25 protein-coding genes, 2 tRNA genes and 1 other RNA gene are annotated in these 24,347 nt (G+C 64.0%); 18 read left to right on the top strand and 10 right to left on the bottom strand.

Features of this window, described 5'->3' with window-relative positions; genetic code table 11:
- The first annotated feature begins 68 nt into the window (after window positions 1-68).
- The 5 genes from rnhB to OPU69_RS07365 all read left to right on the top strand — a co-directional run bounded on the left by rnhB (window position 69) and on the right by OPU69_RS07365 (window position 4,711).
- Complete coding sequence (gene rnhB, locus OPU69_RS07385; RefSeq protein ID WP_060979139.1) at window positions 69-662, top strand: ribonuclease HII; 594 nt, start codon at window positions 69-71, stop codon at window positions 660-662.
- 232 nt (window positions 663-894) lie between these two features.
- Complete coding sequence (locus OPU69_RS07380; RefSeq protein ID WP_498510208.1) at window positions 895-2,037, top strand: site-specific DNA-methyltransferase; 1,143 nt, start codon at window positions 895-897, stop codon at window positions 2,035-2,037.
- Window positions 2,034-3,146 carry a dihydropteroate synthase gene (folP, locus tag OPU69_RS07375; protein WP_498510077.1) on the top strand — a complete coding sequence of 371 codons (1,113 nt, stop codon included), beginning with the start codon at window positions 2,034-2,036 and terminating at the stop codon, window positions 3,144-3,146. Before OPU69_RS07380 ends, folP begins: the two co-directional genes overlap by 4 nt.
- A gap of 12 nt (window positions 3,147-3,158) precedes the next feature.
- Window positions 3,159-3,359 (top strand): hypothetical protein, encoded by a 201-nt coding sequence (locus tag OPU69_RS07370; protein WP_498510075.1) that lies wholly within the window; start codon window positions 3,159-3,161, stop codon window positions 3,357-3,359.
- A 614-nt stretch (window positions 3,360-3,973) separates the two neighbouring features.
- Window positions 3,974-4,711 (top strand): hypothetical protein, encoded by a 738-nt coding sequence (locus OPU69_RS07365; RefSeq protein ID WP_498510073.1) that lies wholly within the window; start codon window positions 3,974-3,976, stop codon window positions 4,709-4,711.
- 85 nt (window positions 4,712-4,796) lie between these two features.
- Here the strand turns inward: OPU69_RS07365 and katG are convergent, their stop codons facing one another.
- Window positions 4,797-7,007: a catalase/peroxidase HPI gene (katG, locus tag OPU69_RS07360; RefSeq protein WP_498510071.1), complete on the bottom strand. Its 2,211-nt coding sequence runs from the start codon at window positions 7,005-7,007 to the stop codon at window positions 4,797-4,799.
- A gap of 175 nt (window positions 7,008-7,182) precedes the next feature.
- Window positions 7,183-7,259, bottom strand: a tRNA-Pro gene (locus OPU69_RS07355).
- Window positions 7,260-7,404: 145 nt separating this feature from the next.
- On the opposite strand from OPU69_RS07355, the gene thyA reads away from it, so the two are divergent.
- The 4 genes from thyA to OPU69_RS07335 all read left to right on the top strand — a co-directional run bounded on the left by thyA (window position 7,405) and on the right by OPU69_RS07335 (window position 12,064).
- On the top strand, window positions 7,405-8,370 hold the full coding sequence (gene thyA / locus OPU69_RS07350; RefSeq protein WP_498510068.1) for a thymidylate synthase: 966 nt from the start codon (window positions 7,405-7,407) through the stop codon (window positions 8,368-8,370).
- A gap of 118 nt (window positions 8,371-8,488) precedes the next feature.
- Entirely contained in the window at window positions 8,489-9,763 is a 1,275-nt protein-coding gene (locus OPU69_RS07345) for a 3-methyl-2-oxobutanoate dehydrogenase (2-methylpropanoyl-transferring) subunit alpha (RefSeq protein WP_060979710.1), read from the top strand.
- A gap of 26 nt (window positions 9,764-9,789) precedes the next feature.
- Window positions 9,790-10,794 (top strand): alpha-ketoacid dehydrogenase subunit beta, encoded by a 1,005-nt coding sequence (locus tag OPU69_RS07340; RefSeq protein WP_498510206.1) that lies wholly within the window; start codon window positions 9,790-9,792, stop codon window positions 10,792-10,794.
- 4 nt (window positions 10,795-10,798) lie between these two features.
- Complete coding sequence (locus OPU69_RS07335) at window positions 10,799-12,064, top strand: dihydrolipoamide acetyltransferase family protein (protein WP_498510066.1); 1,266 nt, start codon at window positions 10,799-10,801, stop codon at window positions 12,062-12,064.
- 128 nt (window positions 12,065-12,192) lie between these two features.
- Here OPU69_RS07335 and OPU69_RS07330 read toward each other — a convergent pair whose 3' ends face one another.
- Complete coding sequence (locus OPU69_RS07330; RefSeq protein WP_060979708.1) at window positions 12,193-12,660, bottom strand: DUF11 domain-containing protein; 468 nt, start codon at window positions 12,658-12,660, stop codon at window positions 12,193-12,195.
- Window positions 12,661-12,841: 181 nt separating this feature from the next.
- Here OPU69_RS07330 and OPU69_RS07325 point away from each other — a divergent pair, with 181 nt between their 5' ends.
- Together OPU69_RS07325 and OPU69_RS07320 are read left to right on the top strand one after the other, a co-directional pair.
- A complete protein-coding gene (locus OPU69_RS07325; RefSeq protein ID WP_060979707.1) occupies window positions 12,842-14,011 on the top strand; it encodes an AI-2E family transporter in 1,170 nt (389 codons plus the stop codon).
- Window positions 14,012-14,066: 55 nt separating this feature from the next.
- Window positions 14,067-14,143: transfer RNA gene (locus OPU69_RS07320), tRNA-Asp, on the top strand.
- Between the two features lie 71 nt (window positions 14,144-14,214).
- On the opposite strand, the gene OPU69_RS07315 is transcribed toward OPU69_RS07320, so the two are convergent.
- The 5 genes from OPU69_RS07315 to OPU69_RS07295 form a co-directional block, all read right to left on the bottom strand.
- Entirely contained in the window at window positions 14,215-14,424 is a 210-nt protein-coding gene (locus OPU69_RS07315) for a DUF2842 domain-containing protein (RefSeq protein ID WP_060979706.1), read from the bottom strand.
- Complete coding sequence (locus tag OPU69_RS07310; RefSeq protein ID WP_498510063.1) at window positions 14,421-15,014, bottom strand: 5-formyltetrahydrofolate cyclo-ligase; 594 nt, start codon at window positions 15,012-15,014, stop codon at window positions 14,421-14,423. Before OPU69_RS07310 ends, OPU69_RS07315 begins: the two co-directional genes overlap by 4 nt.
- A gap of 48 nt (window positions 15,015-15,062) precedes the next feature.
- Window positions 15,063-15,219: non-coding RNA, 6S RNA (gene ssrS / locus OPU69_RS07305), on the bottom strand.
- A gap of 8 nt (window positions 15,220-15,227) precedes the next feature.
- Window positions 15,228-15,614, bottom strand: a complete 387-nt coding sequence (gene zapA, locus OPU69_RS07300; protein ID WP_498510061.1) for a cell division protein ZapA — start codon at window positions 15,612-15,614, stop codon at window positions 15,228-15,230.
- A 5-nt stretch (window positions 15,615-15,619) separates the two neighbouring features.
- Window positions 15,620-15,826 (bottom strand): hypothetical protein, encoded by a 207-nt coding sequence (locus tag OPU69_RS07295; protein WP_155645962.1) that lies wholly within the window; start codon window positions 15,824-15,826, stop codon window positions 15,620-15,622.
- Between the two features lie 198 nt (window positions 15,827-16,024).
- Between OPU69_RS07295 and tkt the strand changes: the two genes are divergently transcribed.
- Genes tkt through thiE form a run of 5 tightly spaced genes read left to right on the top strand, consistent with a single transcriptional unit; the run spans window position 16,025 to window position 21,883 of the window.
- Entirely contained in the window at window positions 16,025-17,998 is a 1,974-nt protein-coding gene (gene tkt, locus OPU69_RS07290) for a transketolase (protein WP_498510059.1), read from the top strand.
- 47 nt (window positions 17,999-18,045) lie between these two features.
- Window positions 18,046-19,053: a type I glyceraldehyde-3-phosphate dehydrogenase gene (gene gap, locus OPU69_RS07285; RefSeq protein WP_498510057.1), complete on the top strand. Its 1,008-nt coding sequence runs from the start codon at window positions 18,046-18,048 to the stop codon at window positions 19,051-19,053.
- 35 nt (window positions 19,054-19,088) lie between these two features.
- The gene (locus OPU69_RS07280) at window positions 19,089-20,279 is read left to right on the top strand and encodes a phosphoglycerate kinase (RefSeq protein WP_066275240.1); all 1,191 of its coding nucleotides are present in this window, start codon (window positions 19,089-19,091) and stop codon (window positions 20,277-20,279) included.
- A gap of 52 nt (window positions 20,280-20,331) precedes the next feature.
- On the top strand, window positions 20,332-21,231 hold the full coding sequence (locus OPU69_RS07275) for a fructose bisphosphate aldolase (protein ID WP_099046553.1): 900 nt from the start codon (window positions 20,332-20,334) through the stop codon (window positions 21,229-21,231).
- A gap of 4 nt (window positions 21,232-21,235) precedes the next feature.
- Window positions 21,236-21,883 (top strand): thiamine phosphate synthase, encoded by a 648-nt coding sequence (thiE, locus tag OPU69_RS07270; protein WP_498510055.1) that lies wholly within the window; start codon window positions 21,236-21,238, stop codon window positions 21,881-21,883.
- Here thiE and OPU69_RS07265 read toward each other — a convergent pair.
- Window positions 21,824-22,036 (bottom strand): hypothetical protein, encoded by a 213-nt coding sequence (locus OPU69_RS07265; RefSeq protein ID WP_060979699.1) that lies wholly within the window; start codon window positions 22,034-22,036, stop codon window positions 21,824-21,826. The two genes, thiE and OPU69_RS07265, sit on opposite strands and share 60 nt — an antisense overlap.
- A 251-nt stretch (window positions 22,037-22,287) precedes the next feature.
- Between OPU69_RS07265 and efp the strand changes: the two genes are divergently transcribed.
- Together efp and OPU69_RS07255 are read left to right on the top strand one after the other, a co-directional pair.
- Window positions 22,288-22,851 carry an elongation factor P gene (gene efp / locus OPU69_RS07260; RefSeq protein ID WP_060979698.1) on the top strand — a complete coding sequence of 188 codons (564 nt, stop codon included), beginning with the start codon at window positions 22,288-22,290 and terminating at the stop codon, window positions 22,849-22,851.
- A gap of 14 nt (window positions 22,852-22,865) precedes the next feature.
- Entirely contained in the window at window positions 22,866-23,684 is an 819-nt protein-coding gene (locus tag OPU69_RS07255; RefSeq protein ID WP_060979697.1) for an inositol monophosphatase family protein, read from the top strand.
- Between the two features lie 21 nt (window positions 23,685-23,705).
- On the opposite strand, the gene OPU69_RS07250 is transcribed toward OPU69_RS07255, so the two are convergent.
- Complete coding sequence (locus OPU69_RS07250; protein ID WP_060979696.1) at window positions 23,706-24,182, bottom strand: YbjN domain-containing protein; 477 nt, start codon at window positions 24,180-24,182, stop codon at window positions 23,706-23,708.
- Between the last annotated feature and the right edge of the window lie 165 nt (window positions 24,183-24,347).

Below are 24,347 nucleotides of genomic sequence, written 5' to 3'. Positions count from 1 at the left end.
ATTCGGGTAGAGTTTCTGAATGGTGGCGGGGTCTTGCGGTCGCAAGGGGCATGCGGCACAGACGCGTCATGACGACAGCCGGTTCCCCAACATTTGATAATCTGACGATTGTCGCGGGCGTCGACGAGGCGGGCAGGGGGCCGCTCGCCGGGCCTGTGGTCGCCGCTGCCGTCATCCTGTGCCCCGATGGCATTGCGGGCCTGGCCGACAGCAAGACGCTGAGCTTCGCACGGCGCGAAAAGCTCGAAGCGCTGATCCGCGAACATTGCCTGTTCGGCATCGGCATGGCGAGCGTCGAGGAGATCGACGCGATCAACATCCTGCAAGCGACGATGCTGGCCATGACGCGTGCCGTCGAAGCGATGGAGAAGGAACCGCACGAGGTGCTGGTCGACGGCAACCGGCTGCCCAGATGGCGCTACCGGGCACAGGCCGTCGTCAAGGGCGATGCGTTGCACCCGTGCATCTCGGCCGCGTCGATCCTCGCCAAGCAGGAGCGCGACCGGCTGATGCGCGCGGCCGCCGCCGAACACCCGCATTATGGCTGGGACCGCAACATGGGTTACGGGACGGCCGAACATCTGGCGGCATTGCGTCAGCATGGGCCCAGCCCGCTCCACCGCCGCAGCTTCGCTCCGGTGGCCCAGGCCTGTCTGCTGTGATTTGAAAAAAATTTGCGCGCCGAGTCTTCGCGGCAACACCACCAGTGGTTGAGTCCCGGCTGGTTAACGGGACTCAACATGTGGATTTGGACTCATCTTGTTCCGCATGGCAAACCCCCCGTTAACCATTTGAACACCCGGATTCCCTAGGGTTTTGGCCTTGACCGATGGTCTCCAAGGACTCATTCAGGGCCTCGTTCCACGGGGTTAGCGGGGGTTTAATATGGTTCAGATCGGCGAAATGCTTGCGCCTGCAAAGCGCACAATCAAGGCGCCGCCGCGTGCCCGGGTCGCACCGCGTCCGGCCTTGCCGCTCAACCAGATTTTGAAGGGCGACTGCATCGAGGAGATGCGCCGCCTGCCGACCGCGTCGGTCGACATGATCTTCGCCGATCCGCCGTACAACCTGCAGCTCGGCGGCGATCTCTATCGTCCCGAAGGTAGCCGCGTCGATGCGGTCGACAATGACTGGGACAAGTTCGACACCTTCGCCGCCTATGACCGGTTCACCCGCGAATGGATGACCGAGGCGCGCCGCATCCTCAAGCCCGATGGCTCGCTCTGGGTGATCGGCAGCTATCACAACATCTTCCGCTGCGGCGCGACGCTGCAGGATCTGGGCTTCTGGATCCTCAACGACATCGTCTGGCGCAAGGCTAACCCGATGCCCAATTTCCGCGGCACGCGCTTTACCAACGCGCACGAGACGCTGATCTGGGCCTCGCGCGACGAGAAGTCGAAATACACGTTCAACTATCGTGCGATGAAGACGCTCAACGACGAACTGCAGATGCGCTCCGACTGGGTGCTGCCGATCTGCGGCGGCCAGGAACGGCTGAAGCGCGGCGGCACCAAGGCGCACCCGACGCAGAAGCCCGAGGCGCTGCTCTATCGCATCCTGCTCGCCTGCACCAATCCGGGCGATGTCGTGCTCGACCCGTTCTTCGGCACCGGCACCACCGGCGCGGTCGCCAAGCGCCTGGGCCGCGACTGGATCGGCTGCGAGCGCGATCCGATCTATTGCGAGGTCGCCGAAGAGCGCATCGCCGCCGCGCTGCCGCTCGATGAATCGGGCCTGAAGACGATGCAGTCGCCCAAGAGCCAGCCGCGGGTCGCCTTCGGCACGCTGGTCGAGACCGGCTATGTCCCCGTCGGCACGAAGGTGTGTGACAAGGCGCGCAAGCATTTCGCGACGATCCGCGCCGATGGCTCGCTGCTTTCGGGCGAGCATAGCGGATCGATCCACAAGGTCGGCGCGCTGCTGCAGAATGCTCCGTCGTGCAACGGCTGGACCTGGTGGCATATCGAGACCGATGACGGCTTGAAGCCGCTCGACAGCCTGCGCCAGACCTATCTGCTCGCCACCGAACCGTGAGCAAGAGCGCGCGCGTCTATGTGCGGCCCGTGGGTCTGGCGGAAAGCCCGCAGACCTTTGACCGGGCGACGATCCGGCTCGGGCACAGCCTGGTCTGGTGCCATCTCGTCGCGCTGGAAAGCTATGAGGGCGCCCGCCTGGTCGGGCGGCAGATCGTCCCGGTCGATCGCTTTGCCGAGGCACTGAACGCGCTGCCCAGCGATCAGGCCGAGCGGGCGCAGGCCCAGTTCACCAATCTGTCGCGCGCGCATCCGCCGCTGCAATTGGGCGAGCGCGTGCTGCGCTTCGACCAGCCGCAGGTCATGGGCGTATTGAACGTCACGCCCGACAGCTTTTCCGATGGCGGGCGCTTTACCGACGATCCCGCGCAGGCGGCGGACGCGGGTTTCGCGATGCTCACCGCGGGCGCATCGCTGATCGATATCGGCGGCGAATCCACCCGGCCTGACGCGCCTATGGTGTGGGAGGGCGACGAGATTGCCCGCGTCGTGCCCGCGATCAAGGCGCTGGCGCATAGCGGCGCGATCCTCTCGGTCGATACGCGCAAGGCCGCCGTGATGGAGGCGGCGCTCGAAGCCGGTGCGCATGTCGTCAACGATGTCTCGGCGCTGCTGTACGACGATCGCGCGCTCGATGTCGTGGTGCGTTCGGGCAGCCCGGTGGTGCTGATGCACGCGCCCTCGCAGGGGGCGAACCCGCATGCAGGCGGCGGCTATGGCCATGTCGTGACGGACGTGTTCGACTGGCTCGAGGCGCGCGTCGCCGCCGTCACGGCGGCGGGCGTGGCGCGCGAAAAGGTGATCGTCGATCCGGGCATCGGCTTCGGCAAGTCGCTCGCCGACAATCTGGCGCTGATCAACGCGCTGCCGCTGTTCCACGCGCTCGGCCAGCCAATTCTGTTCGGCGCGAGCCGCAAGCGGATGATTGGCGCACTCTCCAACGAGGCGCCGGTCGATGCGCGGCTCGGCGGCTCGGTGGCGCTGGCGATGAGCGCCATCGGCAGCGGCGCGCAGATCGTGCGCGTCCATGACGTCCCCGAGACGGTCCAGGCCGCGCGCGTCTGGCGCGGCCTGCGCGATGCCGCCTTGACGGTGCCGGGGCTCGACTGACACAGCAGCGGCATGACCAGCTTCGTCCTCTCCATCGCCATGCTGACCGCCATTGCGCTCGTCTTCGGCGCGATCGCACTCTTCCGCCGCGGCCAGCGCAAACAGCCCGTTTTGATGCTGGTGCTGGCGGTGGTGATGATCGCTAATGTCGTGATCTGGTCGATCCCGACGCAGAGCGGGCAATCGTTGGCGGAAACGCAAGCGCCGGAGTGATGCCCAATTGCTCTCTCCCCTTCAGGGGAGAGATGCGAAGGCTTATCAGCGTAGCTGACTAGCCGTAGCTGAGAGGGGCCAGCAAGGCGCATTCCCCCCTCCCAACCCTCCCCCCTAAAGGGGAGAGGGCTTCACCGGCCGCCCCAATACGCACCACCAGAACCCCCCTCCCTGAAAGGGAGGGGCAGGGGGTGGGTAGCGCGCGCAGCGCGCCAGCAAGCTCGCGCCAAGCCGCCGACCCACCCCTAACCCCTCCCTTGCAGGGAGGGGAACGCGCACGATCCACGCTTCTCGCGCGAGCACTGCCTTGACTACCCCCGCTCATCCCTGAAACAAGTTCAGGGCAGGTTCTGAGCACCGGGCTTCAGCCCGCGAAGTCCAAGGACCCGCGCCTGCGTTACCGATATAGCGGGGCCGTCGACAAACTCATGCCATGCGGAGCGGGTGAGCTATGCCCGAAAATATCTGTCTCAAAGCCTGACACAGGCAGGGCGCCGCCCATTTCCTGAAATCTGGATAGAACATTGGTCAGCAACAATTAGGTTCTGGCATGCTAATCCCCTCAACCAGTGGGCGGGCGATAGGCAAATCTACTGGCGGGAAAGGATGGCGCTATGATCTTTGGCAAGAGGCCTGGCAGGTCGGCAGCTGATGAACCGAAAGCTGTAATCGAGAGCGCATCTACCAAGGTCTGGATGAGCGGCGTTCTGGATAACTACGATATTGGCATGAAACAGGGAACACGTGAGAAGTTCTTCGGTCATCCATGGAATCCGGCTACATTGACAATACCGACCGAACCGGAAGAGGTATACCAAGCTTCCAAGCGGCATAGGCAAGGCTTTGCGCTACAACGATCGGAATTTCCCGAAGCGATCGCGGTTTGGGACGAAAAGCGGTTCAAGAAAGTCAAAGACATTTTTATGGCTGGCCCCTTCTACGCTGTGAAGGGCCGGCTCGCTGAAACCCTCTCGCACTTCGATTTGGGCGAAGGGGGACTGATCCCATTCACCATCTACAAAGCGGACCTTGAAACGCCCTATCCAGGCGAATTTTTTCTGCTGAACTTTGGCTGCCAAAAGAACACAATATTGATTGATGAGTGTGAAGATGCAAGGGAATTTATTGTTAGAAAGGAGACCGGGCAGCAAGTATGGCACATAAATAATCTCAACGCCTATGGAGAGGTGTCAGTATCTTTAACGGCCAAATCTGGCCCAGACGTTTGGTTTGAGGTAGCTGTTCACAATAAGATTTTTATGAAGGAGCCGGTTGCAAAAGCGTTAACTGCGGCAGGTTTGGCCCATGTATTCAAGCTAAAAGAATGCCGGATAGCGGGAGACGACGCATGACGGAACATCTGTGCAATCGCCCCTTGTAAAAAAGCCCCGGACATCGCTGCCCGGGGCTCCCTCATTCATCTAACGCACGACCCGTTCATTTCACATCGAACCGGTCGGCGTTCATCACCTTCACCCAGGCGGCGATGAAGTCCTGCACGAACTTCAGCTCGTTGCCGCGTTCGGCATAGACTTCGGACACCGCGCGCAGTTGCGAGTTGGAGCCGAAGACCAGGTCGGTGCGCGTCGCGTGCCAGCGGGTTTCGCCGGTGGCGCGGTCGGTCCCAATAAACTCCTCGTCGCCGCTTTCGTCGACGGTCTTCCAGGCCGTGCGCATGTCGAGCAGGTTGACGAAGAAGTCGTTGGTCAGCAGGCCCGGACGGTCGGTGAGCACACCCTTCCTGCTGTTGCCGGCATTGGCCTCCAGCACGCGCAGCCGCGCCACCAGCACCGCCATTTGCGGAATCGACAGGCCGAGCAGATGCGCGCGGTCGAGCATGATCTCCTCGGTCTTCACCGTCTGCTTCGTGGCGAGATAGTTGCGGAAGGCATCGGCGCGCGGTTCGAGCGGCTCGAAGCTCTCCGCGTCGGTCTGCTCCGCGCTCGCATCGCCGCGACCGCCGAGGAACGGCACCGAGACATCGAACCCGGCATCCCGCGCCGCCTTCTCGACCGCCGCGCTGCCCGCGAGCACGATGGCATCCGCCACCGACAGGGGCCCACGCAGTTCCTCGATCTTCGCCAGCACCGTCGCCAGCTCCGCCGGATCGTTGACCGCCCAGTCCTTTTGCGGGGCGAGACGGACGCGCGCGCCATTGGCTCCGCCGCGATGGTCGCTGCGGCGATAGGTCGAGGCCGAGGCCCAGGCCGCCTTGATCAGCGCGCTCATCGGCAGACCGCTCGCCAGGATCGCCGTCTTGAACGCCTCGACCGCCGCATCCGAAGGGTTTGAACCGGCGGGCACCGGGTCCTGCCAGATCAGGTCTTCGGCAGGGACTTCAGGGCCGAGATAGCGGACCTTTGGCCCCATGTCGCGGTGCGTCAGCTTGAACCAGGCGCGGGCAAAGGCATCGTCGAGCGCCGCCTGATCGTCGCGGAAGCGTCCGGAGATCTTGCGATAGTCCGGGTCCATCTTCAGCGCCATGTCGGCGGTGGTCATCATCGTCGGCACCTTCTTGGAAGGATCGCGCGCATCGGGCGCCATGTCTTCGGGGTCCGGGTTGATCGGCTGCCATTGCTGCGCGCCCGCCGGGCTGCGGACGAGCTCATAGTCATACTTGAACAGCAGGCGGAAATAGTCGCCGCCCCATTGCGTGGGGTTGGGTGTCCAGGCGCCTTCGATGCCCGACGTTGTGATGTGTCCGCGCTCGATCTGTTCGGCATCGGTCGCCCAGCCAAAGCCCATCAGCTGCATCGCCTCGGATTCGGGTGCGCCGCTCAGCTGGTCGGGCGGCACCGCCCCATGCGCCTTGCCGAACGCGTGACCGCCAGCGGTGAGCGCGACGGTTTCCTCGTCGTTCATCGCCATCCGCTCGAAGGTGATGCGCATGTCGCGCGCCGATTGCAGCGGATCGGGCACGCCGCCCGGGCCTTCGGGATTGACGTAGATCAGCCCCATCTGGATCGCGGCGAGCGGGGCTTCGAGTTCCCATCCCTTGTCGGGCTGGATGCGGGTTTCCGCGCCCGTGTCGACCCAGGCTTCCTCGGTGCCCCAATAGACGTCGCGCTCGGGTTCGAACACGTCGGCACGGCCACCGCCAAAGCCGAAGACAGGGCCGCCCATCGATTCGATCGCGACATTTCCGGTGAGGATGAACAGGTCGGCCCAGCTGATATGCTTGCCGTATTTCTGCTTGATCGGCCACAATAGGCGGCGTGCCTTGTCGAGATTGCCGTTGTCGGGCCAGCTGTTGAGCGGGGCAAAGCGCTGCTGCCCGCTGCTCGATCCGCCGCGTCCATCGGCGGTGCGATAGGTGCCGGCGCTATGCCAGGCCATGCGGATGAAGAAGGGGCCGTAATGACCGTAATCGGCGGGCCACCAGGGCTGCGAGTCGGTCATCAGCGCGTGCAGATCAGCCTTGAGCGCCTGATAGTCGAGCTGCTTGAACGCCTCGGCATAATCATAATCCGGGCCCATCGGGTCGGGCGAGGTGCCGTTCTGCGTCAATATGTCGAGCTGCAGCGCATCAGGCCACCAGTCGCGGTTGGTCCGCCCCAGCAGCGCGCGAACGCCGCCATCCTTGCCGGAAAACGGGCAGTTGCCGCCCATGCCGCCATTCTTGCCTACGGTTCCGGTCTTCATGTCCATGGCTCGTCTCCTTCATCGAACGAATGACGCTAACATAGGAAAGTTCCATGAACGGCTGAAACGATCAAACTATGTCAGTTCAATCGAAGAGGTCGATTGAAGCCGAGCGAGGGCGCAACGCGACAAGGCCCGGCAAGCCGGGTTCGTCGCGAAGATCAGGATCGATACGAGGAAATGGTCGGGGAGAGAGGATTCGAACCTCCGGCCCCTGCCTCCCGAAGACAGTGCTCTACCAGGCTGAGCTACTCCCCGACCCAGACTTCATGGTGCCTTGCGGCGCCTGGGAGGCAGGGGCGTGCCTATAGCCACGGGTTTCGCAGACTGCAAGCGGCCTTTTGCGCTTTTCTTGTCGGCCCCGCGTTGGCGGAGCTTCGAGGCCCGTGCTAGGCATGGGCGCATGGAAACAGCAGTGCAGAGTCGCGCGCCGCAAACAGCCGCGCAGGATCATTTCGAATGGCAGTATCTCGACCTGATGCGCCAGGTCTGGACGCGCGGGCATAAGCGATCCGACCGCACTGGCGTAGGTACGCGCTCGGTCTTCGGGGCCAATATGCGCTTCGACCTTTCGGGCGATGCCATTCCGCTGCTCACCACCAAGCGCGTCTACTGGAAGGCGGCCGCGCGCGAGATGCTGTGGTTCCTCACCGGAGAAACCAACATCCGCCCGCTGGTCGCGCAGGGGGTGCATATCTGGACCGACTGGCCGCTCGATGCCTATCGCAAGGCAACCGGGGAGGCGATCGACCGCGACGCGTTCGAGGCGCGAATCATCGCCGATGCCGATTTTGCCGAACGCTGGGGCGATCTTGGCCCGGTCTATGGCAAGCAATGGGTCGACTGGCCGGTTTACGAGCCGGTGGGCGAGGGGCTGTTTCGCCAGCGCGCACAGGGCATCAACCAGATCGCCGAACTGGTCGAGAGCCTGCGCCACAACCCTGGCTCGCGTCGCCACATCTTCGAGGGCTGGAATGTTGCCGAGCTCGACCGGATGGCGCTGCCGCCGTGCCACAAGACCTATCAGTTCTTCGTCGCAGACGGTAAGCTCACGGGGTTGCTCTATCAGCGCTCGTGCGACCTGGCGCTGGGCGTTCCGTTCAATATCTTCTCCGCTGCGCTGATCACGCGGATGCTGGCGCAGCAATGCGATCTGGAGCCGGGCGAGCTGATCTGGAACGGCGGCGACGTGCATCTGTATCTCAACCATCAGGACCTCGTCGAAACCCAGCTGGCGCGCTCGCCCTCCGGCGCGCCGAAACTGACGATCAACCGCCGACCGGACAGCATTTTCGACTACCGGATCGAGGATTTCGAGGTCCGCGATTATGCGCCGCAAGCGCATATCGCCGCTCCCGTCGCGGTGTGAAGGGCAGCACTATTGACCTATCGCGAATCTTGAAATATTATGTCCGGGTAGGGCAATTAGTCGAAAGGCCAGCAAGAGCCGCCCCGACCCATTGCCCGCCAGCCCGAGAGGATATTTGATGGCCGATGGTCCTGCCCGCACGAACCTGCAGCCGCTTGCGCTGCACGTTCCAGAGCCCCGCTCGCGCCCCGGCGATCCGGTCGATTTCAGCGATGTCGTGATTCCCGCCGCCGGCAGCATGCCGCGCCCCGACGAGGCGATCTCGCCGCATGACATGCGCGATGCAGCCTTCGGTCTGGTCCGCGTGCTCGACGAGGAGCACAGGGCCGTTGGTCCGTGGGACCCGCGCCTCTCGCCCGAGACGCTGCTCAAGATCCTGCGCACCATGGCGCTGACCCGCGCTTTCGACGAACGGCTCTATCGTGCGCAGCGCCAGGGCAAGACCAGCTTCTACATGAAGTGCACCGGCGAGGAGGCGACCTCGGTCTCCGCCGCCGCCGCGATGCAGGGCGACGACATGGTCTTCCCCAGCTATCGCCAGCAGGGCATTTTGATGTGGCGCGGCTATCCGCTGGTCGAGATGGTCAACCAGATCTACTCGAACGCGGGCGACAAGCTGAAGGGCCGTCAGCTGCCGATCATGTATTCGGTGCCCGAGCTCAGCTTCTTCACCATCAGCGGCAACCTGACCACCCAATATCCGCAGGCCGTCGGATGGGCGATGGCGAGCGCGATCAAGGGCGACACGCGCATCGCCAGCTGCTGGTGCGGCGAGGGATCGACGGCGGAAGGCGATTTTCACAGCGCCATGACCTTTGCCTCGGTCTATAACGCGCCGGTCATCCTCAATGTCGTCAACAACCAATGGGCGATTTCGAGTTTCTCGGGCTTTGCCGGGGCCGAACGCACCACCTTTGCCGCGCGCGCTCTGGGCTATGGCATCGCCGGCCTGCGTGTCGACGGCAATGATGCGCTGGCGGTCTATGCCGCGACCCGCTGGGCCGCCGAGCGCGCGCGCGCCAACAAGGGCCCGACGTTGATCGAGCATTTCACCTATCGCGCCGAAGGGCACAGCACCTCCGATGACCCATCCGCCTATCGCAGCGCGCAGGAAAGCGCCGAATGGCCGCTGGGCGATCCGATCCACCGGCTGAAGCAGCACTGCATAGCGCTCGGCATCTGGGACGAGGAGCGCCACGCGGCGATGGACCTCGAACTCGCCGAAATGGTCAAGCAGGCTACCAAGGAAGCCGAGAAGAATGGCGTTCTGGGTCACGGCATGCACCAGCCGTTCGAGACGATGTTCGAGGACGTGTTCGAGGAACTGCCCTGGCATCTGCAGGAGCAGATGGCGCAGGCGCTGGAAGAAAGGGCCGCCAAATGGCCGAAGTGATCGATGCCGCAAGCGATACCCGCACCATGAACATGATCGAGGCGATCAACAGCGCCCTCGACGTGATGATGGCGCGCGACGACAAGGTCGTCATCATGGGCGAGGATGTCGGCTATTTCGGCGGTGTGTTCCGCTGCACCGCCGGCCTGCAGAAGAAATACGGCAAGACCCGCGTGTTCGACACGCCGATCAGCGAATGCGGCATTGTCGGCGTCGCGGTCGGCATGGGGGCCTATGGCCTGCGCCCGGTGCCGGAGATCCAGTTTGCCGACTATATCTATCCCGGCATCGACCAGCTGATCTCCGAAGCGGCGCGGCTGCGCTACCGCTCGGCGGGCGAGTATATCGCGCCGATCACGGTGCGCTCCCCGTTCGGCGGCGGCATTTTCGGCGGTCAGACGCACAGCCAGAGCCCCGAAAGCCTGTTCACCCATGTCGCGGGCCTCAAGACCGTGATCCCGTCGACGCCTTATGACGCCAAGGGGCTGCTGATCTCGGCGATCGAGGACAATGACCCGGTCATCTTCTTCGAGCCCAAGCGCATCTATAACGGCCCGTTCAGCGGCTATTACGACCGCCCGGTCGAACCCTGGTCGAAGCACGCCGCCTCAGCCGTGCCGACCGGCCATTATCGCATCCCGCTGGGCAAGGCGAATGTGGTGCGCGAAGGCGAGGGGCTTACCATCCTGGCCTATGGCACGATGGTCCATGTCGCGCTCGCCGTGGTGGAGGCGAACAAGGTCGATGCCGAGGTGATCGATCTGCGAACGCTGCTGCCGCTCGATATCGAGACGATCGAGGCGTCGGTGAAGAAGACCGGGCGCTGCCTGATCGTGCACGAGGCGACGCGCACCAGCGGTTTCGGCGCGGAGCTTTCGGCACTGGTGCAGGAGCGCTGCTTCTATCATCTCGAAGCCCCGGTCGAGCGAGTCACCGGCTTCGACACGCCCTATCCGCACAGCCTGGAATGGGCGTATTTCCCCGGCCCGATCCGCATCGGTCGCGCCATTGCCAAGATCATGAAGGACTGACGCCATGGCCACCTATACCTTCAACCTGCCCGATATTGGCGAAGGCATTGCCGAGGCGGAAATCGTGGCGTGGCACGTCAAGGTCGGCGATCGGATCGAAGAAGACGGCCGTATTGCCGACATGATGACCGACAAGGCGACGGTCGAGATGGAATCGCCGGTCTCTGGCGTGATCCGCAAGGTCGCCGGGGCCGAGGGCGACGTGATCGCGATCGGATCGATGCTGGTCGAGATCGAGACCGAGGGCGAGGACGCGCCAGTGGTCGAATCCGCACCGGCGCCGGAAGTTATCGAGGCCGAGACGCCCAAGGCACCGCCCGTTGAGGCTGCGGCTCCTGCACCTGCTCCGAGCGCCGCGCCGGTTGCGCCCAAGGCGGCTTCCGGAGACGGGCCCCTGCCTTCGCAGGGGAGCGAATCGGGCGAGAAGGTGCTGGCATCGCCGGTCGTGCGTCAGCGCGCGCGCGATCTGGGGATTGATCTCGCCAAGGTGCGCCCGGCCGAGGGCAACCGCATCCGCCATGCCGATCTCGACGCCTATCTGAGCTATGGCGGCACGCGCGCCGGACCGGGCCGCGCAGCGGACGAGGAAATCCGCGTCATCGGCATGCGCAAGCGCATCGCGCAGAACATGGCTGAATCGAAGCGCCACATTCCGCACTTCACCTATGTCGAGGAAATCGACGTGACGAAGATGGAGGAGATGCGCGCCGAAATGAACGAGTCGCGTGGGTCCCGGCCCAAGCTGACCGCGCTGCCGATCCTGATCGCCGCGATCTGCAAGACGCTGCGCGAGTACCCGATGCTCAACGCGCGCTATGACGACGAGGCCAATGTCGTCACCCGCTTCGGCGCGGTGCATCTGGGGATCGCCACCCAGACCGATGCCGGGCTGATGGTCCCCGTGCTGCGCGGCGCGGAAAGCTTGAGCGTCTGGGACATGGCGAGCGAGATCGCGCGGCTGGCCGATGCAGCGCGCAGCGGCAAGGCGAAGAGCGAGGAGCTTTCGGGCTCGACGCTGACGCTGACCTCGCTGGGTCCGCTCGGCGGTATCGCGACGACCCCGGTGATCAACCGGCCCGAGGTCGCGATCATCGGCCCCAACAAGATCGTCGAGCGGCCGATGGTGGTCGATGGCGCGGTGATCATCCGCAAGATGATGAACCTGTCGATCTCGTGCGATCACCGGGTGGTGGACGGCTATGACGCCGCCAGCTTCGTTCAGGCGCTCAAGCGCCGGATCGAGACGCCGATCTATATCTTCGCGGATTGAGATCAGACAGATAGCTGTCTGTTTACGTCACCCCCGCGAAGGCGGGGGGCCAGCTTTCTTTGTAACCGTCAGCTAGCAAGCGGGATTCCCGCGTTCGCGGGAATGACGATCGATCGGTTTTGCGGGATTTACCGCACGATCGCGCGGAAGGTGACGCGGCGCGTCTCGCCCTGCATCAGCGTGTCGCCGACGCGCCAGCGCAGGTGCGTGACGTCTTCCGGATTGGCCGGACGCCAGTTGCCGTTGCCCAGCCGCACGCGCAGCGCGGACAGCGGTCCCCAGCTACGGCCGCCGTCGATCGAGACCAGCTCGCTGCCATCGACGGTCTCGTCGAGCCGTACGGTGCGGGGCAGGGGGTTGGTCACGGTGAAGCCCTGCACGGGGCGATTGCCCGTGTTGCGATATTCGACGACATAGATCAGCCGCTCGCCCGGGCTCACCTGCCGCGCGGGTTCAAGCCGTACGCGGCGCGCGCCATCGGGCTGTGGTGCGATTCGTTCCACGAAAATGGAGGCCTTGGTCATGACATCGCTCGATGCCAGGGCCGCGCCAGGCATCAGCATGGCGGTCAGCGCGAGTGCAGTGCGCAGAAGCATTCAATTCCCCGATTTGCCCCCGCCGGGATGGTCCGGCTGCGGCCACGGGTACGTCCGATCTTCCAACATATGGTTAATGGCCCAGCAGGAAAGATGAATCGATGCCGCTGGATTGTGCGCGACATAACGGGCAGATATAGGCCGAAAACGCCCGGATTTTGGGCCAAGGGCCTATTTGCGCATGTCTTTACCTCCAGCCGAACGTACCGAAACCGATGAATTGCGGCGTGACCGCCTGCTCGCGGCGCTGGCGCTGATCGCGGGTGTCGCGCTTTTCCTGGCCTTTCCGTTCGCCATGCGCGCCGGTTCCGAGTTCTTCCTGCCGCTGGCGGTCGCGATCGTGCTGTCGATCGCGCTGGTGCCGGCGCTCGAATGGATGGAGCGGCGTGGGCTGCCCTCGATGGCGGCGGCCTTTCTCTGTCTGGTTCTGTTCCTGACGATCGCCAACGGCGCGCTGGCGGTGATCGTGGTGCCGGCGACGGACTGGTTTCTGCGGCTGCCCGACCGGATCCCCAAGATCATGGAGAATCTGGCGCCGCTGATCGACCTCTATTCGGACCTGCAGAAGTTTGTCGACGATACGACGCGGCTGGTTTCGGGTTCGATGGTGAAGGCACAGGCAGCGGCGACCGCCTCGCCCGAATCACTGCTCGACCTGTTTGCCAGCGCTGCACCCGCCGTCGCGCTGCAGATGGCGTTTGTGATCCTGCTGATCTTCTTCTTCCTCGCGGGCTGGACCAAGCTGCGCGAGAACGCGATCAACAGTCGTGGCAGCTTCACCGGCGCGATGGCGACCGCACGGGTGATCCAGAACGTCGTGTCGGCCACCTCGGCGTACCTCACCACCATCACCGTCATCAACCTGCTGCTGGGGCTGTCGGTGGGGATTGTCGTGTGGATGCTGGGCATGGAATCCCCCGCGATGTGGGGCGGGATCGTCGCTCTGCTCAATTTCATCCCCTATCTGGGGCCGGTGCTGGCGGCGGTGCTGCTGGCGCTGGGCGGGCTGATGACCTTTGGCGATCTCGGCACCGCGCTGATTCCCGCAAGCGTGCAGGTCGTCTTTCATCTGGTCGAGGCGAATCTGATCACGCCCGCGGTGCTCGGCCGCCGTCTGACGATGAACCCGCTGCTGATTCTCGTGTCGCTTAGCTACTGGGCCTGGGTCTGGGGCACGACCGGCGCGCTGCTGGCGGTGCCGCTGCTCATCATCATCCAGACCGTCGTGGCGGCGGCTGGCAAGCCGGATATCGCCGGATTCCTGTTCGAATCGGGAACGCTCACCCGGCAGCCGCGCGATGGAGAGACGGCAGCGACCGAGCCACTTTCGCCGGTTCGTGGGAAAAATTGAAAGAGGCTGTTGACAGGCGGCGAGACCGCTTCTAGTGGCAGCGCTCCAACGCGATGCGGGTGTAGCTCAGTTGGTTAGAGCGCCGGCCTGTCACGCCGGAGGTCGCGGGTTCGAGCCCCGTCACTCGCGCCATTGGTCTGGTGAGACTTCACCGCAATGGTCACCTGCATGCGTTGGAAATCATTCGAAAATAGCTGAAACGATCAGGCCCGCCAGCGGCCTGTTTCCATCCAGATCATCAGTGGTCGCATCGGCGCGATCCAGATGATCCCGGCGATGCAATAGATCACCGATTGCACGGCGATGTGCCAGTTGCCGATGACGCTGGAAAAGCTGGCGACGATCACCGCCCAGAGGGTGATGATCCCCAGGATCGCGAAAATGCCCACGGGCTTGCGCATGGTCGGCTTCATGGCAGAACTCTCTCGTTGGTCGGCAGCAGGACCTGCTGCTCGGTGATCACCGCGTCGAGCGGCATGTCGTGATCGTCGGTCGGGACGCGCTCGGCCTGCTGCACGGTCCAGCCCAGACCGATTCGGCGGGTATCCGGATGCTGGGCGCACCAGCCATCATAATGCCCGCCGCCCTGGCCCAACCGGTTCAGCGAGGCGTCAAAGGCGACCAGGGGCATGATCAGTGCATCGGGCACCACTTGGGGCATCGCCATATGCGGCTGATGTCCCCATGGGCCTTTTTCCAGCGTCTCTTCGGACCCGGTCCACAGCCGGAAGGCCAGCGGACCTGCATGCTCGCGCGTCCAGGGCAGGGCGATCATCTTGCCCATGTCGAGAAGATGCATCGCATAGCGCCCTGTCGGCACTTCGCCCGGCACGGCATGATACAGGCCGACGATCTCGGCGCTCTCGATCAGCGGCAGGATCGCGCGTGGCGGGCGGCCGAAGATCAGCGCGCGATGCGCTTGCGGAAGCGCCTGCCAGTGCTTCAAGCGTGCAGCGCGCATCGCCCGCCGCATCTCCCGCTTCTGGCTGAGTAGATCGGACAAGCGCGCACCTAACTGTCTGGAAGGGAAGGGGCCCGCTTAAGGGCCATGGTTGGAACCGCCTTGGCCGTTTGCTGGAATATCCTCTGACGCCAGTAACGTCAGGTGGGCGCCGTGTGCCTCTGGCCGGAGCCAGGACAGGGACAGCTCCCTTGGAAGATGTATCGCCTCAGGGATGTTCTCTGCAGCTCGTACCAGGCAGTCCCGAAAGGAGATTTAGGACGCAGCGCCCTGGTTCTCAAGCCCCGCCGCCAGATTCTCAATCCGTTTGGCCAGCTTCTCGATCGCACGCGCGGCCAGTTCGGTGTCGTTGTCGTGCGCCAGCAGGTCGCCCTGCTGCGGCGGGGCTGGCTCCGCCTTGGCCTTTTCCGCCGCCTTGGCCGCGAGCGCTTCGGCGGCCCGGTCCTGGGTTTCGGCAAGTTCATCGGCGAGCAGCAGCCCGGCAAACAGCAGGGCGCGGGTCTCGGTCAGTCCGCCAGAGGCACTGGCCTTGCGCGCCGCAGTGTCGAGCATCGTGCCCAGCCGCGCCAGATGTTGTTCCTCGCCGGGCTGGCAGGTGACGCTGTAGATTCGTCCGCCGATGGTCAGGCGCATATCGGGCATGGTGCTTACTCCGCCTTGGCCAGCAGGGCGTCGATCCCGGCCAGCGCTTCGGCAGCGGCAGCCTTGAGCACCGCGTGGCGCTCCAGCAACTCGTCGCTGGCGGCTATGGTGTGCGACTGCAGATTTTCGGCAAGGCCGACATGCGCCGATTCCAGCCGTGACAATGCTCGCTCCAATTGTCCGATAGCCAGGATAAGTCGTTCATTTGCCATGGAATGACCTTATCAACAAATGGCGCAAAATCAACTTTAGGACAAAGTGAGGCTTTTGCGGAACTTGACGCGGTGCACCACGGACACCAAAGGGTGACGCCAAAGCCGACTCGGCCTGCGCATTTGCATATGCAAAATCCTGTTTCGGCGCAGGCATCTAGGCTCTGATCGAGGATCAGCAGGGAGTTTCAAGGGGCGATGTCCGTTCAGTTTCAAGATCTCGCCAACGCCATTCGTGCCTTGTCGATGGATGCGGTTCAGGCTGCGAATAGCGGCCATCCCGGCATGCCCATGGGCATGGCCGATGTCGCCACGGTGCTGTTTGGCGAGTATCTGAAGTTCGATGCCAGCGCGCCCGACTGGGCCGATCGCGATCGTTTCGTGCTCTCCGCCGGACACGGATCGATGCTGATCTATTCGCTGCTGCACCTGACGGGCTATGCGCGCCCGACGATCGAGGACATTCGCAACTTCCGCCAGCTGCACAGCCCGTGCGCCGGTCACCCGGAGAATTTCGAACTGCCGGGTGTCGAGTGCACCACCGGCCCGCTGGGCCAGGGCCTGGCGATGGCGGTCGGCATGGCCATGGCCGAGCGGCACCTGAACGCCGAATTTGGCGACGAACTGGTCAGCCACCGCACCTGGGTAATCGCCGGCGACGGCTGCCTGATGGAAGGCATCAACCACGAGGCGGTGGGTCTTGCCGGGCATCTCAAGCTCGGCCAGCTCAACGTGCTGTGGGACGACAACCGCATTACCATCGACGGCGCGACCGATCTCTCGACCAGCGAGGACATTCGCGCGCGTCATGCCGCTGCGGGCTGGCATGTCGTCGATTGCGACGGCCATGATCCCGAATCGATCCGCGCCGCGCTCGATGCCGCCATCGTCGATCCGCGCCCGTCGCTGATCGCCTGCGCGACCGTGATCGGCAAGGGCGCGCCCAACAAGCAGGGCACCTCGGCGACGCACGGATCGCCGCTCGGCGCTGCCGAAGTCGACGCCGCGCGCGCCGCTCTGGGTTGGCAGCATGCACCGTTCGTGGTGCCCGACGACATCCGGGCGGCCTGGGCCGATTTCGGCCAGCGCGGCGCTGCCGAACATGCCGCCTGGGCGGATCGTCTCGCTGCATCGGACAAGGCCGCCGAATTCAAGCGCCGCATGGCAGGCGAACTGCCCGCCGGGTTCAGCCTGTCGCAGCACGTCGCCTCGCTGCTCGCCGAGCCGCAGAAGGTCGCGACCCGCAAGGCTTCCGAACTTGCGCTCGAGGCGATCAATCCACGCCTGCCCGAAACCGTGGGCGGCTCGGCCGACCTTACCGGATCGAACAACACCAAGACCGCAGGTCTCGGCGTGTTCAATTCGGCCAATTATGGCGGCCGCTACGTCAATTACGGCATCCGCGAATTCGGCATGGCCGCGGCGATGAACGGCCTGGCGCTGCACGGCGGGGTGATTCCCTATGGCGGCACCTTCCTGGTGTTTGCTGATTATTGCCGCGCCGCGATCCGGCTGTCCGCGCTGCAGCGTCAGCGGGTCATCTATGTGATGACGCATGACAGCATCGGCTTGGGTGAGGATGGCCCGACCCACCAGCCGGTCGAACATGTCATGAGCCTGCGCATGATGCCCAATCTGCTGACCTTCCGCCCCGGTGACGCGGTGGAAACGGCGGAGTGCTGGGAACTCGCCCTGCAGGCCCAGTCCACCCCGACCGTGCTCGCGCTGACCCGCCAGAACCTGCCGCAGTTCCGCCGCGTCGAGGCCGAGGGCAACCAGTGTGCGCGCGGTGCCTATCGCATCAAGACCGCCGGCAACAAGCGCCAGGTGGTGCTGATCGGCACGGGTTCGGAAGTATCGCTGGCGCTTGCCGTCGCCGACCAGCTCGAAGCTGCTGGCATCGGTGCGGATGTCGTCTCGATGCCGTGCTGGTCGCTGTTCGATGCGCAGCCGGAAAGCTATCGCGCCGATCTGCTTCCCGCCGATGTTCTCAAGGTCTCGATGGAAGCCGGCGTGACCTTTGGCTGGGAACGCTATGTCGGCCGTGATGGCCTCGCCTTCGGGATCGACAGCTTCGGTGCGTCGGCCCCGGCAGAGGCGCTGTTCGACCATTTCGGCCTCACGCCCGACAAGATCACGCCCGCCGTGCGCGCAGCCCTTGGTCAGGGTTGAGCTGGGGCTGACCCCAAACACAACGAATTGAAAGCAGGAGAATTCCCATGGCAGTCAAGGTTGCAATCAACGGTTTTGGCCGCATCGGCCGTCTGGTCGCGCGCGCGATTCTCGAGCGCACCGACCATGATCTCGAGCTGGTCGCGATCAACGATCTGGGCGATGCCAAGGCCAATGCCCTGCTGTTCAAGCGTGACAGCGTGCACGGCGCGTTCCCCGGCACGGTGAGCGCCGAGGGCGACAGCATGATCGTCAACGGCAAGGCGATCAAGGTGACCGCCGAGCGCGACCCCGCCAAGCTGCCGCATGGCGAGATGGGCGTCGACATTGCGCTCGAATGCACCGGCTTCTTCGCCGACAAGGCCAAGGCCAGCGCGCACCTGACCGCTGGTGCGAAGCGCGTGCTGATCTCGGCACCCGCCACCGGTGCGGACAAGACCATCGTCTATGGCGTCAACCATGACGTGCTGACCGCCGACGATTTGGTCGTCTCGAACGCCAGCTGCACCACCAACTGCCTCGCGCCGATGGCCAAGGTGCTCAACGATCTGGTCGGCATCGAACGCGGCCTGATGAACACGGTGCACAGCTATACCAACGACCAGAAGATCCTCGACCAGATCCATGGCGACATGCGCCGTGCGCGCGCTGCTGCGATGTCGATGATCCCGACCACCACGGGTGCTGCCCGCGCCGTCGGCCTGGTGCTGCCTGAGCTCAAGGGCAAGCTCGACGGATCGGCGATTCGCGTGCCGACCCCCAATGTCAGCCTGGTCGACCTGACCTTCACCCCGGGCCGCGACACCACGGTCGAGGAAATCAACGGCGCGCTCAAGGCCGCCGCAGAAGGCTCGCTCAAGGGCGTTCTCGCCTATACCGACGAGCCGCTCGTCTCGATCGATTTCAACCACGATCCAGCCAGCTCGACCATCGACAGTCTGGAAACCGCAGTGATCGACGGCAAGCTTGTCCGCGTGATCAGCTGGTATGACAATGAATGGGGCTTCTCCAACCGCATGGTCGATACCGCTGGCGTCATCGCCGGGCTGATCTGATCGCGGCAGACAAGACAAGGAGAGGACGCCAGCGCATGTTCAAGACCCTCGATGACCTGATAGCCGACCGCCACGGACTGGCGGGCAAGCCCGTCCTGGTTCGCGAAGACTTGAACGTGCCGATCCACGAAGGCCGGGTGTCCGATGATACCCGGCTGCGTGCTGCAATGCCGACCCTCGCCGAACTCGCCGATCATGGCGCCAAGGTGCTGGTGCTCGCGCATTTCGGGCGCCCCAAGGGCAAGGTCGATCCCGAGTTCACGCTGCGCCCGATCGCGCATGCGCTGTCCGAAGTGATGGGCCGCCCGGTCGGCTTTCTCGAATCGCCCGATCGTCACGCGATCGACGTGCTCGATCCGGGCAGCATCACCGTGCTCGAGAACAGCCGCTTCTTCCCCGGCGAGGAGAAGAACGATCCCGTGCTGGCCAAGCAGATCGCCTCGCTCGGCGATTTCTATGTCAATGACGCCTTTTCCGCCGCGCACCGCGCGCATGTTACCACCGAAGGGCTGGCGCATGTGCTGCCCGCCTTTGCCGGTCGGCAGATGGAAGCAGAACTGAAGGCGCTCGAGGCGGCGCTCGGCAAGCCCGAGCATCCGGTCGCGGCGGTGGTCGGTGGCTCCAAGGTTTCGACCAAGCTCGACGTGCTGACCAACCTGGTCGGCAAGGTCGATCATCTGATCATCGGCGGCGGTATGGCGAACACCTTCCTCGCCGCGCGCGGGGTCGATGTCGGCAAGTCGCTGTGCGAGCATGATCTGGCCGACACCGCCAATGCCATTCTCGATGCCGCCGATGCCGCCGGCTGCACCGTGCATCTGCCCTATGACGTGGTCGTGGCCAAGGAATTCGGCGCGAACGTGCCGTGCCGCACCGCCAATGTGCACGAGGTCGAAGCCGACGAGATGATCCTCGATGTCGGCGCGGCCGCAGTCGAGGCGCTGTCCGATGTGCTCAAGACCTGCCGCACCCTCGTGTGGAACGGCCCGCTCGGCGCGTTCGAATATCCGCCCTTTGACACGGCCACCGTGGCCCTGGCGCGCACCGCAGCCGCGCTCACCCGTGAAGGCACGCTCGTGTCGGTGGCAGGCGGCGGCGATACCGTGGCGGCGCTCAATCACGCCGGCGCAGCGGATGATTTCTCTTTCGTTTCAACCGCTGGTGGCGCTTTCCTCGAATGGATGGAAGGCAAGGAGCTGCCCGGCGTCAAGGCGCTCGAAAGCTGAGCGCCGATCCGCAACAATCAACCAATAAGCCTAAAATCAGGGAAGAGTGACAATGACCGACACCGCCGTTTTCAACGAGATGCTGGCCAAGATCGAATCGGGCCAGGGTTTCATCGCCGCGCTCGACCAGAGCGGCGGTTCGACGCCCAAGGCGCTCAAGGGCTATGGCATCGAAGACGGCGCGTGGGCCAATGACGAGGAAATGTTCGCGCTGATCCACGGCATGCGCAGCCGCATCGTCACCTCGCCCTGCTTCAATGGCGACAAAGTGATCGGCGCGATCCTGTTCGAGCGCACCATGGACGGTGAAGCCGGCGGCAAGCCCGTCCCTGCGCTGCTCTGGGAGCGCGGCGTGGTTCCGTTCCTCAAGGTGGACAAGGGCCTGGAAGACGAGGCGGACGGCGTGCAGCTGATGAAGCCGATTGGCGGTCTGGGTAACCTGCTCGAACGCGCCAAGGGCCTCGGCATTTTCGGCACCAAGATGCGCTCAGTGATCAACTCGGCATCGGAAAGCGGCATCGCGGCGATCGTGAAGCAGCAGTTCGAGGTCGCCGGCGAAATCCTCGACCACGGCTTGATCCCGATCATCGAGCCCGAAGTGAACATCAAGAGCGAGACGCGCGGCCAGTGCGACGCGATCCTCAATGCTGAACTGAAAAAGGCGCTAGATGCACTGCCCGAAGGTCGCCGCGTGATGCTCAAGCTCTCGCTGCCCGAGCAGCCCGGCCTGTTCGCCGATCTGGTGGCGCACCCGGCGGTGGTCCGCGTCGTCGCGCTGTCGGGCGGGTTCAGCCGCGCCGAAGCCTGTGTCGAGCTGGCCAAGAACCCCGGCGTGATCGCCAGCTTCTCGCGTGCGCTGCTGAACGATCTCAAGCACCAGATGAGCGACGAGGAGTTCGATGCCTCGCTCAGCGGTGCGATCGACGAGATCCACGCCGCATCGGTGGCCTGATCTCATGAACGACCCTGGCTGCCAGCTCTATCTGATCTCCCCGCGCGATGTGGGCGGGGATTTCCCGGATCGGCTGCGCGCAGCGCTGGAGGCGGGGCCGGTGGCGGCGTTCCAGTTCCGGGTCAAGGATATCGACCAGCACGCCGCCGCGCGGCTCGCCGCGCCGCTCCAGGCAATCTGCGCCGAGCATGACTGCGCGTTCATCGTCAATGACAGCATCGCGCTTGCCAAAAGGCTGGGCGCGGATGGCGTGCATCTGGGGCAGGGCGATGGCGATCCGCGCGAGGCGCGCGATGTGCTGGGCCGTGACGCGCAGATCGGCGCTACCTGCCATAACAGCCGCCATCTGGCGCTCGAAGCGGGTGAGGCGGGCGCAGACTATGTCGCTTTTGGCGCCTTCTATCCCAGCGAGACCAAGCAGGCGAAATATCAGGCCGAGCCCGAAATCCTCCATTGGTGGTCGTCGATGATGGAGCTGCCCTGCGTTGCGATCGGCGGGATCACGGTTGCCAATGCGGCCCCTCTGGTCGAGGCGGGGGCGGACTTTCTGGCGGTGTCAGGCGGCGTGTGGAATCATGCAGGAGGCCCGGCATCAGCCGTGCGAGAGTTCCTTGCGATCATGGCTGAACACCGGCGCACAGACGCGGCCTGAGCTTTCGAGCCGAGTCAGATAGCTGACGAAATCGGCCTCGAATTCCTCGACATCTGGGGTCCCTTCACCGCGCCCCGAATGCGCCGAGGCGATCTCGTTGCGGGTGCGGCCGAAAATGCCGGCGGCGGGAGTCTTGATGCTGAACAAGGGCATGATCGTTTGGTCCAATCCCCGGCGGCTTCATAGCAGCTTTGGGGCTTTCATTGCTATACTATCTGCGATGCGCGTTAGATAGGAAGAAACCGTCATCTTGACGTCATATCGACGGGGGAGCGGCTCCGCACGACCGATGCGATCTGTCCGCACCGATCGTACGCAAACGCGAGCCAAAGCGCTTGCCATGCCCGCATCATGCGCCTAGAGGGCCTGTCCATTCCCTGAAATCCAATGGAAACGAGCCTCGCATGAAGATCAGCGGTGTCGATATTCGCCCCGGTAACATTCTGGAACATGAAGGTGGCATCTGGAAGGTTGCCAAGATTCAGCACACCCAGCCCGGCAAGGGCGGTGCTTTCATGCAGGTCGAGATGAAGAATCTCGAGGACGGCCGCAAGACCAACATCCGTTATCGCAGTGCCGATACCGTCGAGAAGGTCCGGCTCGATACCAAGGACTTCCAGTTCCTGTTCGCCGATGGCGACGACTATGTCTTCATGGACCAGGAAACCTACGACCAGATCACCATTGCAGCCAAGTTGCTGGGTGACGAAGCTGCCTTCCTGCAGGACGGCATGCAGGTCACGCTCGAGCTCTATGACGAACGCCCGATCTCGGTGCAGCTGCCCGATACGATCGAAGCGACGATCGTCGAGGCCGATGCCGTGGTGAAGGGGCAGACGGCCTCGTCGAGCTACAAGCCTGCGATCCTCGACAATGGCGTGCGCGTGATGGTGCCGCCGCACATCAGCAGCGGCACGCGCATCGTCGTCGATGTCTATGCCAAGGAATATGTCCGCAAGGCGGACTGATCGGACCTGTATTCATGCCTGCCATTTCAGCCATCATCCGTGTCATGGAAAGCGCCGCGCGCAAGGCGGGCGGCCGCCTGCGGCGTGACTTTGGCGAGGTGGAGCATCTCCAGGTCTCGAAAAAGGGCCCGGCGGATTTCGTGTCCAAGGCCGACCAGCATGCCGAGCGCGTGCTCTATGACGAACTGAGCAAGGCGCGTCCGGGTTGGGGTTTCCTGCTCGAAGAGGGCGGCGACATCCCCGCCGAGCCCGGCAAGCCGCGCTTCATCATCGATCCGCTCGACGGGACCAGCAATTTCCTGCACGGCATCCCGCATTTCGCGATCTCGATCGCGGTGCAGGAACCGACGCTCGACGGCAAGGGCTGGGGCGAGATCAGCGCGGCACTGATATATCAACCGGTGACCGACGAAAGCTATTGGGCCGAAAAGTCGCGCGGTGCGTGGCTGCACGATCGCCGTCTGCGCGTGTCGGGCCGCCGCAACCTCAGCGAGGCGCTGATCGCGACCGGCATTCCGTTCCTCGGCCATGGCGACATGGCGGAATGGACGCGCATCTTTGGCGCGATTGCACCTGAAGTGGCGGGCATCCGGCGCTTCGGCGCGGCCTCGCTCGATCTCGCCTGGCTCGCCGCCGGCAAGTTCGACGGCTTCTGGGAAAGCGGCCTCAAGCCGTGGGACGTGGCCGCCGGCATCCTGCTGGTGCGCGAAGCTGGCGGTTTCGTCACCGATTTCCGGGGCGGCAACCAACCGATGGAGCGCCAGCAGGTGATCGCAGGCAATGATGCGCTGCACTCGCGCCTGCACAAGCTGCTGGTCGGCGCGCTGCGCTGACCGGCTGGCCGCGACGGACCGTTACTCCGTCACGAACCTGCGATATTGCTGCATCTGGTCGAGCCAGACGCTCAGATTCTCGTTGAACACCGCCTGGGGAATGCCGCCCTTGTCGGTGTCGACGTCCATCACCAGCACCGGATCATTCTCGTCGTCGCGATAGGCGCGGACGAAACGCTTTTTCGCGTTCCATTCGTTGAGCTTTTCGAGGCTGAAATCCTTGCGGTCGTTGAAGCCGAAATAGAATTGCAGCGTCGCGCAATTGGTGCGGGCGTCATCGCAGTTCATCAATGCGACCAGAAAGGGCATGTCGTCATAGGCGCTGCGGATATAGGGATTGCCCTCTCCCTGCTTCAGTTCGCTCGGGAGGCCGCGCGCCTTGAGCACTGCCTCGATGCTCTGCGGACTGCTGGCCATCACATTCTGCGCCTGAGCGGGCTGGACCATGACCGCCGTGATCGCAACGGCTGCAAGAACGCCTGAACGATACCCCTTCATTGTCCCGATTCCCTCCATTTTGCCGGTGCATGCTGCGGCGCAACGATGCACTAGACCGGCAACCCTGTTCCGATTGTGCCGAAACGCACAGAAATGCGCAACTTTTCGTCGCTTTCTGCCCTGTAACCTGTGCGTCAAAAAAGGGGGTGATCCGGCTTGCGATAG

It is taken from the genome of Blastomonas sp. 34TW (genome assembly GCF_059803595.1).
This window is presented reverse-complemented; position numbering and strand designations above follow the sequence as displayed.